The following is a 12,787-nucleotide window of genomic DNA, read 5'->3' as shown; positions in this document are numbered from 1 at the left end:
GGTGGTCGCCACGAACCGCGCCGTCCGCTGGTCGGCCATCTCCGTACGCACTCGCGGACCGGCTCGACATATCCGCCGCAGGCGCGAGCCAGCGTACCGGCGGGGACACCGGGGAGCTGGTGATCGCATGCCGTTCCGTGGCCGCCGGATTTCTGGGACAGCCCGAAGGCGGAGGGCGGTTCATAGACGAACGTGATCTGGGGGAGAGACGGCGGCAGAGCCTACCGGACCGGCGACTTGGTCGAGGTGCTTCCGGACGGTGCACTGCTCTGTCTCGGCCGTCAGGACGACCAGATGAAGATCAATAGCCATCGCGTCGAACTTGGCGAACTCCGCCACCACGTACTGAGCATTCCGGGCGTCGCCAACGCCGCCTTCGACATCGTCCGCGGTCCGCTCGATGCCCTGGAACTCTTCGTCCTGCCACGTCAAATGCCCCTCGACAGCCTGGCGTTCGCCGAGACTGTCCGGAACTCCCTCGCCGCAGCGTTGCCCTCCGCTCTCGTCCCACAGGAGGTCCACGTCGTCCCCGAGATCGTCTTCACCCCCAATGGCAAGTGCGACATCCGTGCCACACGCAGGAATCTGTTCTGCGCGGGGCGGCCGGCGGACCCTTCCTCACTACGCTAAGAGGATCGCGCTTTCTCTTGAGGGCGTTGCGGCACCGAGCCGGCCACGGACGGTTCCACCGGGCGGTGGCGGAAGTCGGCGCGGGTTCGGCGCAGCGTCCACGACCGGACTGGAAGGGGCGGCAGGGGAGGCCGGCGACGAGTCGGCATGGAGTCAACACGGCTTCGACTGGGCTTGTTTGACGTGAATGAGCCCGGGCCCTTGCCCTGCATGTCTGCTGACTTCGGATGCGTCTGCCACGTACCCACACCCCAGTTCGGGACCATCTTGCTACGAAGGAAGCGCAAGGACGCAGCAGACCAGATCAAGTCCGGCTCGGGGGGCGTGTGTTGACTCCGCTTCCCGGTCGAACTGTCAGCGGGGCAGTAGGGGGTAGGGGGTGTCGCGGGGGATTGGGGTGCGATAGCGCCCGGCTCGATCCTGGGCGAGGTGGCTTACGGCAAAGCGTTCCGTTTCGAATATCTCGTTGGAACGCCCATACAGTGGAGTATTTCCGACATATTCTTACGGTTCGGTATCGCGGTGCCTGTGTCGTGTCGTCTCTCCTTCCGCCCGCGTGTTCGCTGCGCTGTTTTCGGTCAAGCCAAGATCATTGCTGACATTGGGGTGCGATAAGGTGGCGGGACGTGCGGGGCCGTGATGTCTTCCGGCCGGTACGTTTTCCTCTGTCGGCGTGAACGGATTTCCGTCCGGTGCCGCGGGCGGGGTAGAAGTGAGGAAATGTCCGGGCGAAGGGGGAATCGCATCATGGCGACAGACTTCAAAATTGATGTCGGACGCATCCAGGAGATGCTCACGAAGCTCTCGGAGGCGGGCGACCGCATGCGGGATGCGCAGCGCCGTCTCGAAAAGGTGGGCCCGAAGACCCTGGGTACCGGTGGCCTCGATGACGCCTGCGATGAGTTTCAGGATCAGTGGGGCGATGGCATCAAGCGCATCGCGAAAGCGTCCAAGGAGATTCACGAGAAGCTCCAGGTGACACTGGACGCCTATAAGGCCGGCGAAGCAGAAAACGCCAAGATGATGGGCAGGAAGTAGCCGCCAGCACGGTTCGGCACTGCCCGGTTCAGAGTCGAGGAAAAGATTGACCACAGGGGGAAACGCATGTCTTGGCGCAGTATGTTCATCGAGGACGACTCGGCTTGGCCCGGCGTCGGTTTCAATCCGGCCAAGGGGGATCTGGACCAGATCCAGGCGCTTGCTTCGGATGTGAAGTCCGTCGGCGACGAACTGGACGAGCTCGACCACATGCTCAAGTCGATCGGTAGGAGCGATGGCGCGTGGGAAGGCGAAGCGGCGCGGAACTTCGCGAAGAAACTCGGTGAACTGCCCAAGTACCTTCACCAAGGCAGCGAATCCATGCATGACTGTGCCAAGGCGCTGCGTGGCTGGCACACTCATCTGCAGGGATTCCAGGACAAGGCCGGGAACATCGAGGCCGAGGCGGCATCTGCCCGTCATCGACTGAAGTCCGAGCAAGCGCAATTCGAGAGCCTGAAGAAGCAGTACGACTCGCTCAACCTGGCGACGGTGGATGCGAACGACCCCGGGTTCAAGCAGCTCATGACGAACTTGGGTGACGCGCGGGACGCGGCCAACGGGTCCAAGGAAAAGTTGGAACATCTCATCCGTGAGGCCGAGCGCATCCATGCTCAGTGGAAGGACCGCGCCGGCGAGGCCGAACGCGCGATCCTCAAGGCGTCGGAGAACCACCCGCCGGACATCCACTGGTGGAACAAGGCCATTGACGGCCTGAAGGCCGGCTTCCGGGCGTTCACGGACTGGCTGGTCGACCACGCCGATCTGCTGTCGACGATCTCGTCGGGCCTGGCCGCGGCCGCACTTGCCTGTGAATTCGTACCGGTCGTGGGAACGGTGGCAGGCGGCGTGCTCGCGGGAGCCTCCGCGGTCTGTGCCGCCGGAGCCATGGCGGGTCACTGGATCGGCAACGCGCGCGGGAACGGCACGCCGGGATGGAAGATCGGGCTCGATGCACTCGGGGTCATTCCCGGCGTCGGCGGCATCGCGAAGTCGGCCGTCGCCGGTGCCAAAACGGCTGTGGGCGCAGCAGAGGGGGCCAGCCTTTTGGGAAGGGCGGCCGCCGGAGCCAAGGGTCTGGCCCGAGGCGAGGAGCTCGGTCAGAAGATCTACGACGGCGTGCGTGCCCCGCTCAGCCAGAAGGGCATCAATATGCTCCTGAAGGGCAGGTTCCCGGAGGGGAAGGTGCCGACTGCCGTGGAGGCCGGTATCCAACTCCCCATCAAGGCAGGGTCGTTCATCCACGGCGCCGCGAAGCAGTTGTCCGGTGAGGAAGAGAATTAGGTCCGGCGCAGCGCGAGGACAGGAGAAATCGTTCACGCGGCTATCGGGTTGCGCGAATCGGGACAGTGCGGCGGTGCCGCGAGTGCGCCCGCCCCGACGCGACCCCCTGCTGCGTGCGCAGCGAAGGGACCAGAAAATGCCGAACGACGCCGGCGACACCACGACCAGGACGACAACTCCCCAGCAACGGCAGGCCACCAAGCTGCATATCGGCTGGATCATGCCGCCGTTCGTCCGCGAACTCCCCGTGAATGCCGTGGATGACGAGGCGGCAGCCACGCAGTTGCACGCATTGGTCACGGACCTCCTGCCGGACCATCCGGCGGAGTACCAGTACCGCTTCGCGCTGGGACTTTCGGCGCAGTTGGAGCCGATGGCGGAGGCCGATGTCATCTACGCGGGACTCTGCCCTCTTGAGGTCGACGAGCGGCCGGGCCTGTCCACCCTTGTCGTCAGCCAGGTGGCGCACGATGCCGAGAACGAGACCGCGGCGCTGCGCAAGACGCGCGAAACCCTTGAGCGGAAGTACCCGGACGACGACTTCCAGTCAGTGGAGTTGACCTGTGGGACCGCTCTCCTCCGCGTCGGCACGTCCTCGTACGTCATCAGCGCGGAATGGTCGGTGTCGGGTCGCGAACTTCCGGTCAGCCAGTCGCAGATGCAGGGCTACATTCCCCTGCCCGGCACCGCGGAGATGCTGATCTTCGAACTGACCTCGCAGGCGGGCGAAGACTGGGATCTCCACGTCGAGCTCTTCCGCGAGATTCTGAACACGGTCGACTGGGGCACGGATCTGGAGATCGCGGACTACCGCACTATGCGGAGCGCGCCATCGGTTCCGGCCTCCGTCGAGCCGGCCGAGGCCGTCAAGAAGGCCCTGTACAGGTGCTCCAGTAGGCTGCTCGACGCCGTAGCCCTGCGCGGCCGCGTGGGCGGTCCGGATTCCCTGGCGGCGATCACCTGCGAGGGCTGCTGGGGCAAGGGCCTGCGCACGCCGTGTTCCGCGAAACACGTGTGGCACATCGATCTCGTGCCGGGTAGTGCGCTGCCCGCTGCGCTGTCGCGGGTGGTGGCGGCCTTCTCCGACAACGGTTGGGAGTCGGAGAGGGGGGAGACGGGAGACGCGGTGCGTGCGTGGGAAGTCGACATCTCCGGAAACCGGCTGGGCCATTCCTTCGTGCTTGCCGTCGATGTGGCCGCCGGACGGCTCACGGCCGAAGTGGCGTCTCCGTGTGACCGTGCTGTCGATGCCGAGCCAACCGGCTCTGTTTTCGGGTGAATTGGGAGGAACGGCCAAAGATGAGTCAGAGCGACCTTGTGGATCGGGTGCGGGCCGTGTTGCCCGCTGGTGAACGGGATGCCGAGGTTTTTCGGGCCGTTCATGTCACCCAGAGCGTCGAAGGTGGCGGCGATGCACCGAAGTTCGTGCGGCCGGAGGTACTGGTCGGGCGCAGCATGCCAGGGGACGGGTGGGCGCGTGCCTTCTCTTTCGTTCCGCTGATCTTCAAGGTCGCCTTCAACGCCTTTCCGGAGCCCGATGCGAGCAGCGATGACCCGGTCGTGAGAGCGGCACGGCAGCGGAAGAACGCGCACTTCTTCGGCACCTGGGAGGGACTGGCGGGGCAGTGGATGGCTGCCTTGCAGCCGCGGTGTTCGGGAGGTGTGGTGACGGCCTTCGCGCTCAGTGAGAGCCATGTGCGCTTTGTCTACTGGCAGAAGCGCCGTGGCGGCGAAAGGCTGGGTGACGCCCATGAGTTGGGGGCTGTGTTCCCGCGGGAGAGCATTGCCTGGACACGTCGTAGACGGAAGGACACCAAGGAGTTTCAGATCGGGTTCGCCGACGGTTCCTGGGGGACGGTGTTGGTTCCTGGGGATACGGGATTTTTGGCAGCGTTTCCTTGCACGTTGAGTGCTGGGGACGCGGTTCCGTAGGTGTCGGTGGCGGCGGGTGTTTCGCGGCTGGGCACGGGGCCTTTGTCGGGGGCGTTTCACTGGTTTCACGGGGTTCGGGGGATGGGAGGGGTTCCCGGGCGGGGGGTAGGGGCCTTGAATCGCTGGTCTGGGCCCGCCGCGCGGAGGTGCGTGCGTGGTGGGGGAGTCGAGGCGACGTGAGGGTGGGGGCACTGTGTCTCGCTGCACGCCCAATCGGCAGTTGTCCGCGCTGCTGTTGGAGGCCGACTGGAGCGCCGCTGATCTGGCGCGGGCGGTCAACGCCCTGGGCACGGCCCAGGGGTTGGTGCTGCGGTACGACCGCACGTCCGTCGCGCACTGGCTCACCGGCTCCCGGCCGCGGGCGCCCGTCCCGGACCTGGCGGCCCAGGCGTTGAGCCGTCGCAGCGGGCGTCCGGTCACCGCTCAGGAGACCGGGCTCACGCAGTTCCCGAGAGCGGCGGCCGTACGACCCGGTTTGGCCGAGGAGGGGGAGCCGCTGCGGCGGTTGGGCGCGTTGTGCCGGGGGGAGTCGGATCCGGCGCAGCGGGCCGAGTTGGCGCGGACCGTTTACACGGTGACGACCGCGCCCTCCGCGCGGCCCGGGCCCGCCCAGCCCCCTGCCAGGGTGGCGGCGCGGCGGCGGGCGGCCCATCCGTCCGACGTGCAGGGGCTGACGGAGATGAGCGGGGTGTTCGTGTCCCTGGCGCAGACGCACGGGGGCGGACATGCGCGGACGGCGTTGGCCGCCTATCTCGGGGATGACGTCGTGCCGCTGCTGAACGCTTCGGGGACCGAGTCGTGGCACCGCGAACTGCTTACCGGGGGCGCCCAGTTGACGCATGTGTTGGCGGTCATGACGGACGATGCCGGGCATCACGGCCTGGCTCGACGGTACTTCCGGACGGCGCTGTCGCTGGCTCGTGAGGCCGGGAGCAGGGCCGTGCGGGCCGTCACGCTGCGGGTGATGAGTGGTCAGGCGCTGCGGTTGGGGTATCTGCACCACGCCGCGGAGCTCGCCCAGGCCGCGGTGGGGGTGGATGCGGCGGGGCTCGACGTGCAGGCGTTCGTGTTGGTCCAGCGGGCCCTGGTGCGGGCCACGCAGCGTCGTGTGCGGGAGGCGTTGGCGGATCTCGGGGCGGCGGAGGGGGCGCACGAGCGGGCTTCCGGTGCGCCCGGGCCGTTCACCGCCTATCCCCGGTCCGGGCTCGACTACCAACGCGCGCTGACGTTCCGGGCCCTCGGGCGGACGGAGGACGCGCTGGCCGCCCTGCACGACTCGGTACGCCACCGCTCCGGCGGTGAACGGCGCGGGGACGCGCTGACCCAGGCGCGGATCGCCGAAATGCTGTTGGAACAGGGGAGGTTGGAGGAAGCCTGCGCGCGCTGGCACGCCTTTCTCGACGTCTATCCGCGCCTCCACTCCGTCCAGGCCGACCAGGCCCTCGGCCGCCTCACCCGTACCCTGCGCAGCTTCGCCCGCCATCCGCACGCGGCGGGGGTGCAGGAGCGGGCGCGGGGCGTCCTGCGCCCGGCCCGTCTGGCCAATCCGGAGCCGGCGGGCCGCGGCGCCCGTCTGTCCGATCCGGCCCACTCGACGTACTCGACGTACTCGACCAGGCCGACCCGCATGGCCTGACGGGCGCCGCGTCGTTGCCGCTCCGCCCGTTGCCCCGCGCCGCGTAAGCGCAGCAGCCAGCAGCCAGCAGCCAGCGACTGGAAACCAGCAACCAGCCAGCACCAGCCGGCACTTGGCGCCCAGGCGTGCCCACCAGCCCGGTTGCTCCCCCTGCCCCTTCGGTCCCGCCCGCGCATGCCCTCGACTTCACAAGCTCACGAGCGTTCAACGCGTTCATGGCTCGCGCGGCGGTACGGGGTTCCGGGGCGGCCGGTTTCGGCGCTTGATGGAAGCCCGAGTCGGCGCCTCCCAGGGGTGCCCCGTCGGCGTCCGGTTCTCGATGTGAGGTTCCGATGACCCCTTCCACGCACCATCCCGTAACGCTCCCCCCGTTGGCCGACCTCGACCGCCCCGCCGCCCTGCGCGGTCTGCCGTACGAGGCGTTGGAGGCCCTCGCGGCGGAGATCCGCGCGTTCCTGATCGAGAAGGTCACCGCCGTCGGCGGCCACCTCGGGCCGAACCTGGGCATGGTGGAGCTGACGCTCGCGCTCCACCGGGTCTTCGACTCGCCGCACGACACCCTGCTCTTCGACACCGGTCACCAGGCGTATGTGCACAAGCTGTTGACCGGACGGGCCGCGGACTTCGACGGGCTGCGGCAGCGCGGGGGGCTGTCGGGCTACCCGTCGCGGGCCGAGTCCGAGCACGACGTGATCGAGAACTCCCATGCCTCGACGGCCCTTTCCTACGCGGACGGGCTGGCCAAGGCGCGTCGGCTGCACGGGGAGCGCGACCGGGCGGTGGTGGCCGTGATCGGCGACGGGGCGCTGACCGGGGGCATGGCCTGGGAGGCGATGAACAACCTGGGGGCGCATCCGGACCGGCCGGTCGTCGTGGTGCTGAACGACAACGAGCGTTCCTATGCGCCCACCATCGGGGCGTTGGCGGATCATCTCCAGCACCTGCGCGGTGACGGGACGGACAGCGTCGACTGGTTGGTGGACGGGGGCGGGGCGCGGGCCGGCGGCAACCTGGGGCCGCTGCCGGTGGCGGGGAACCTCTTCGAACTGCTCGGGTTCTGCTATCTCGGGCCGGTGGACGGCCACCACCTGCCGTCCGTGGAGGAGGCGTTGCGGGTCGCCCGCGAGCTGTCCCGGCCGGTGGTGGTGCACGTCGTCACCGTCAAGGGGAAGGGGTACCCGCCGGCGCTGACGGACCGGGCCGACTGCATGCATGCGGTGGGGGTGCTCGACCCGGTGTCCGGGCGGCCCCGTTCCTCTGCGGGGCGGCCGTCCTGGACGCACGTCTTCGCGGACGAGCTGCGTGACGTGGGGGAGCGGCGCCGGGACGTGGTCGCGGTCACGGCGGCCATGCCGGGGCCCACGGGGCTGGCGCGGTTCGGGGAGCGGTTTCCCGAGCGGTTCTTCGACGTGGGGATCGCCGAGCAGCACGCCGTGACCTCGGCCGCGGCGTTGGCGATGGACGGGCTGCACCCGGTGGTCGCGGTCTACGCCACCTTCCTCGGGCGCGCCTTCGACCAGGTGTTGATGGACGTGGCGCTGCACCGGCTGCCGGTCACCTTCGCCCTGGACCGCGCCGGCATCACCGGCCCGGACGGGCCGAGCCACCACGGCATGTGGGACCTGACCGTGCTCGGCGCGGTGCCGGGCATGCGGGTGGCGGTGCCACGGGACGCGGCGCGGCTGCGCGAACTGCTCGCCGAGGCGCTGGACTGCGCCTCGGGGCCGACCGCGCTGCGCTTCCCGAAGGCGACCGCCGGCACCGACCTGCCGGCCGTCGAACGCATCGGACCCGTCGACGTCCTGTACCGCACCGATACCCGGGACGTGCTGCTGGTGCCGGTCGGCCCGCTGGCCGGGCCGGCGTTGGAGGCCGCGCGCTATCTGGCGGCAAAGGGCGTCGGGGTCACCGTCGCGGACCCGCGCTGGGTGCTGCCGGTGCCCGAGGAGCTCACGGAACTGGGCGGCCGGCACCGCGTGGTGGTGACCGTCGAGGACAACACCCGCTCCGGCGGGATGGGTACCGCCGTCGCCCGCGCCCTGGCCGACGCCGGCTCCACCGTGCCGGTCCGCGTGCTCGGTCTGCCCGGGCGGTTCATCCACCACGGCACCCGCGAGGCACTGCTCGCCGCGGCCGGCCTGAACCGCTCCGGCATCGTCCACTCCGTCCTGCGTGCCCGCGCCCACCTCCCGCACCTGGAACCGGAGATCCGGCCATGACCATCGACCTGGGCCTGCCCGCCGTGCCGCCCCGCCTGCCCGCCCGCCGCCCCTCGCGCCGGATCGACGTCGGTGGCGTCCCGGTCGGCGACGGCGCACCCATCTCCGTGCAGACCATGACCACCACCCTGACCGCCGACGTCGACGCCACCCTCCAGCAGATCGCCGAAGTCACCGCCGCCGGCTGCGACATCGTCCGGGTCGCGGTCCCCTCCCAGGACGACGCCGACGCGCTGCCGGCCATCGCGCGCAGGTCCCCGATCCCCGTCGTCGCCGACATCCACTTCCAGCCGCGCTACGTCTTCCAGGCCATCGACGCCGGCTGCGCGGCGGTGCGGGTCAACCCCGGCAACATCAAGCGGTTCGACGACAAGGTCGCGGAGATCGCCGCGGCGGCGTCGGCGGCCGGGGTGCCGATCCGGATCGGGGTGAACGCGGGCTCGCTCGACAAGCGGTTGCTCACCAAGTACGGGCAGGCCGGCCCGGAGGCGCTGGTGGAGTCCGCGCTGTGGGAGTGCTCGCTGTTCGAGGAGCACGGTTTCCGCGACCTGAAGCTCGCGGTCAAGCACCATGACCCGCTGACCGTGATCGCCGCCAACCGGCTGCTGGCGGAGAGCTGTGACTACCCGTTGCATCTGGGCGTGACCGAGGCGGGCCCGGCCTTTCAGGGTTCGGTCAAGTCGGCGGTGGCGTTCGGGGTGTTGCTGGCGGCGGGGATCGGCGACACCATCCGGGTCTCGCTGTCCGCCCCGCCGGTCGAGCAGGTCAAGGCCGGCTGTCACATCCTGTCCTCCCTCGGACTGCGGCCCCGGAAGCTGGAGATCGTCTCCTGCCCCGGCTGCGGCCGCCTCCAGGTCGACATCCACAAGCTGGCCGACCAGGTCGAGGCCGCCTTCGACGGCTTCCCCCACCCGCTGCGGGTGGCCGTCATGGGCTGCGTCGTCAACGGCCCCGGCGAGGCCCGCGAGGCCGACATCGGGGTCTCCTCCGGCAACGGCAAGGGCCAGATCTTCGTACGGGGCCGGGTCGTGCGGACGGTCGCCGAATCGAAGATCGTCGACGCGCTGCTCGACGAGGCCCTCAAGCTCACCCAGGCCGACCCCGGCCCCGGACCGTCGGGAGACGTCTTGACCGATCCGTGACGCCCTCTCCGCGACCCCCGGCGCCCACCTCGTGACCGCGTCCGCCCACACCGAGGAACCACCGACGCAGCACGCAATGACCAACAGGGAGGAACCACTGTCATGACCACCCACCTGCCACCACCCGCGACGAGGCGATCATCGCCGAGCTGCACCGACTGGAGTCCGCCCAGGCCGAGTTCCTCGCCGACCACCTCGGGGCCGTCGCCCCCGAGGACCGCCTGCTGGACTCCGGCTGCGGCCGGGGCGGCGGCACCCTGGTCGCCAACAAGCGGTTCGACTGCCACGTCGACGGGATCTCCATCCCCGAGACCCAGGTGGCCTTCGCAGGCGCGCAGGCCGAGAAGCGCGGCGTGGCCGACAAGGTCCGCTTCCACCTCAAGAACGTGCTCGCCACCGGCTCGTACCGCGCCATCTGGAACAACGAGTCCACGATGTACGTCGACCTGTCGCTGCTCTTCGCCGAGTACTCCCGGCTGCTGGCCCGCGGCGGCCGCCACGTCACCGTCACCGGCTGCCACAACGACGCCTACGGGCACCCCTCCCGCGAGGTCTCCACGATCAACGCCCACTACCTCTGCGACATCCACCCCCGCTCCACCTATGTCAGGGAGACGGCCGCCAACCGCCTGGTCCCCATCTGCGTGGTGGACCTCACCGAGGCGACCCTCCCGTACTGGGAGCTGCGCGCCCCGTCGTCCCTGGCCACCGGCATCGAGGACGCGTTCCTCACCGCCTACAAGAACGGCAGCTTCCAGTACCTGCTGATCGCCGCCGACCGCGTCTGACCTCCCGCGAGCACCCTCCGTCCGGACCGCTACCGGCCTCCCGGCCCGGGCGGAGGGGGAAAGGACCCCCGGTCATGACCCCCGCGCCCCTCATGGCGGCCCCGCTGGACCTGGACCACATCCGCGCCTCCGTCGACGAGGTCCTCGCGGCGTTCCTCGACGACCTCGAACGGACCGCACCCCACCCCCAACTCCCCGAACTCGTCCGCGCGTTGCGGAGACTCGTCGGGGCCGGCGGCAAGCGCCTGCGGCCCCTGCTGTGCGTCGTCGGCTGGCACGCCGCCGGCGGCGCCGGCGGCCGGGGCGCCGCGCTGCGCCTGGCCGCCTCGCTGGAACTGCTGCACGCCGCCGTGCTCATCCACGACGACCTGATCGACGACTCCGCCACCCGCCGCGGCCGTCCCACCGTCCACCGCGCCCTGGCCGCCCGGCACCTGACGGGCCGCGGGCCGGACGCCCTGCGGTTCGGGGCCAGCGCCGCCCTGCTGCTCGGGGACCTCACCCTCGTCTGGTCGGACCACCTGCTGCGGACCGCGCGGCTCACCGACGGCGAGTACCGGGCCGTGCTGCCGGTGTTGGACGCCGTGCGCCGTGACGTGCTGCTGGGCCAGTACCTGGACCTGCTGTCCACCGGTACCCCCGGCGACGACCTGGACAGCGCGCTGGCCGTCACCCGGTACAAGACCGCCCACTACACCGTCGAACGCCCCCTCCAGGCCGGTGCCGCGCTGGCCGGCGCCGGTCCCGAACTCCTCGCCGCGTGCAGCGACTTCGGCATCCCGCTGGGCGAGGCGTTCCAACTGCGCGACGACCTCCTGGGCGTCTTCGGCGACCCGCGGCGCACCGGCAAGTCCGACCTCGACGACCTGCGCGAGGGCAAGCACACCCCGCTGATCGCCCTCACCCTGCGCCGCGCCGACCCGCACCAGCGCTCCTTCCTCCGCCGCCACCTGGGCCGGCCGGGCCTGCGCGCCGCCGACGCGGCCGCGGTCCGCGACATCATCCGCGCCACCGGCGCCCGCGACACGGTCGAGGAAATGATCGAGACCCGCCGTCTCCGGGCCCTGGCGGCGCTGGACGCGGCCGACTTCCCGCCGCCCGCCACCACCGCCCTGCACACCCTGGCCGAGGCCGCCGTACGGAGGTCCGCATGACCACCCACGCCCAACCCGCCCCGCGCCGCGTGCTGTTGGCCGCGCCCCGCGGCTACTGCGCCGGCGTGGAGCGCGCCGTCGCCACCGTGGAGCAGGCCCTGGAACGGCACGGGCCGCCGGTCTACGTCCGGCACCAGATCGTCCACAACGCCCATGTGGTGCGCGCCCTGGAGCGCAGGGGCGCCGTCTTCGTCGAGCGGACCGACGAGGTGCCCGAGGGCGCCACCGTGGTCTTCTCCGCCCACGGCGTCGCCCCGCTGGTCCACGCCGAGGCCGCCCGGCGCCGGTTGACTGTCGTCGACGCCACCTGCCCCCTGGTCACCAAGGTCCACAGGGAGGCCCGGCGCTTCGCCGACGAGGGCTACGACATCCTGCTCATCGGCCACGAGGGCCACGAGGAGGTCGTCGGCACCATGGGCGAGGCCCCAGGCCGCATCCACCTGGTGGACGGCCCGTCGGACGTCGCCGACGTCCACGTCCGCGACGAGCGGAAGGTCGCCTGGCTGTCCCAGACCACGCTCTCCGTCGACGAGACCATGGCCACCGCGGCCGCCCTCAAGGACCGCTTCCCGGCCCTGACCAGCCCGCCCAGCGACGACATCTGCTACGCCACCCAGAACCGCCAGGAGGCCGTCAAGCAGATCGCCGCCGAGGCCGACCTGGTCCTGGTCGTCGGCTCCCCGCACTCCTCCAACTCCGTCCGGCTGGTCGAGGTCGCCCTCGCCTCGGGCGCCACCGCGGCCCATCTCGTGGACACCGCGGACGAGTTGGCGGCGGAGTGGCTCGACGGGGTGCGCACCATCGGCGTCACCTCCGGCGCCTCCGTCCCCGACGTGCTGGTCGACGGCGTCCTGGACCGGCTCGCCGACCGCGGCTTCGACCACGTGGAGGTGGTCCGCTCCACCGAGGAGACCCAGCGCTTCGCGCTGCCCCGCCCCCTCCTTCCCCACGACGACAGTTGAGC

At 70.4% G+C, this 12,787-nt stretch carries 10 protein-coding genes and 1 pseudogene; all 11 read left to right on the top strand.

The features are described 5' to 3' along the window. Positions 1-294 precede the first annotated feature (294 nt). The 11 genes and pseudogenes from ACIQU6_RS25985 (at position 295) to ACIQU6_RS25935 (ending at position 12,785) form a co-directional block, all read left to right on the top strand. Entirely contained in the window at positions 295-630 is a 336-nt protein-coding gene (locus ACIQU6_RS25985) for a hypothetical protein (protein WP_403484080.1), read from the top strand. A 747-nt stretch (positions 631-1,377) separates the two neighbouring features. Further along, the gene (locus ACIQU6_RS25980) at positions 1,378-1,668 is read left to right on the top strand and encodes a WXG100 family type VII secretion target (protein ID WP_403484079.1); all 291 of its coding nucleotides are present in this window, start codon (positions 1,378-1,380) and stop codon (positions 1,666-1,668) included. A gap of 81 nt (positions 1,669-1,749) precedes the next feature. Continuing rightward, positions 1,750-2,952 carry a WXG100 family type VII secretion target gene (locus ACIQU6_RS25975; RefSeq protein WP_403484078.1) on the top strand — a complete coding sequence of 401 codons (1,203 nt, stop codon included), beginning with the start codon at positions 1,750-1,752 and terminating at the stop codon, positions 2,950-2,952. Positions 2,953-3,088: 136 nt separating this feature from the next. After that, positions 3,089-4,231: a hypothetical protein gene (locus ACIQU6_RS25970; protein WP_403484077.1), complete on the top strand. Its 1,143-nt coding sequence runs from the start codon at positions 3,089-3,091 to the stop codon at positions 4,229-4,231. A 20-nt stretch (positions 4,232-4,251) separates the two neighbouring features. After that, positions 4,252-4,884, top strand: coding sequence for a hypothetical protein (locus ACIQU6_RS25965; RefSeq protein WP_403484076.1), 633 nt, complete (start codon positions 4,252-4,254; stop codon positions 4,882-4,884). A gap of 193 nt (positions 4,885-5,077) precedes the next feature. Continuing rightward, positions 5,078-6,520: a hypothetical protein gene (locus tag ACIQU6_RS25960; RefSeq protein WP_403484075.1), complete on the top strand. Its 1,443-nt coding sequence runs from the start codon at positions 5,078-5,080 to the stop codon at positions 6,518-6,520. 332 nt (positions 6,521-6,852) lie between these two features. Beyond that, positions 6,853-8,739 carry a 1-deoxy-D-xylulose-5-phosphate synthase gene (gene dxs, locus ACIQU6_RS25955; RefSeq protein ID WP_403484074.1) on the top strand — a complete coding sequence of 629 codons (1,887 nt, stop codon included), beginning with the start codon at positions 6,853-6,855 and terminating at the stop codon, positions 8,737-8,739. Continuing rightward, positions 8,736-9,881 (top strand): flavodoxin-dependent (E)-4-hydroxy-3-methylbut-2-enyl-diphosphate synthase, encoded by a 1,146-nt coding sequence (ispG, locus tag ACIQU6_RS25950; protein WP_403484073.1) that lies wholly within the window; start codon positions 8,736-8,738, stop codon positions 9,879-9,881. The genes dxs and ispG overlap by 4 nt, the downstream gene beginning before the upstream one ends. 125 nt (positions 9,882-10,006) lie before the next feature. Continuing rightward, positions 10,007-10,669: pseudogene (locus ACIQU6_RS25945) on the top strand (SAM-dependent methyltransferase); the annotation flags it as partial. Positions 10,670-10,743: 74 nt separating this feature from the next. Then, positions 10,744-11,823 carry a polyprenyl synthetase family protein gene (locus tag ACIQU6_RS25940; protein ID WP_403484072.1) on the top strand — a complete coding sequence of 360 codons (1,080 nt, stop codon included), beginning with the start codon at positions 10,744-10,746 and terminating at the stop codon, positions 11,821-11,823. Further along, positions 11,820-12,785: a 4-hydroxy-3-methylbut-2-enyl diphosphate reductase gene (locus tag ACIQU6_RS25935; RefSeq protein WP_403484071.1), complete on the top strand. Its 966-nt coding sequence runs from the start codon at positions 11,820-11,822 to the stop codon at positions 12,783-12,785. The genes ACIQU6_RS25940 and ACIQU6_RS25935 overlap by 4 nt, the downstream gene beginning before the upstream one ends. Positions 12,786-12,787 lie beyond the last annotated feature (2 nt).

The organism is Streptomyces sp. NPDC090442, from assembly GCF_044769405.1.
In the GTDB taxonomy this organism is placed as follows: Bacteria; Actinomycetota; Actinomycetes; order Streptomycetales; family Streptomycetaceae; genus Streptomyces.
Note: the sequence above shows the minus strand (reverse complement) of the source record. Positions and strands in the feature narration are given on the sequence as shown.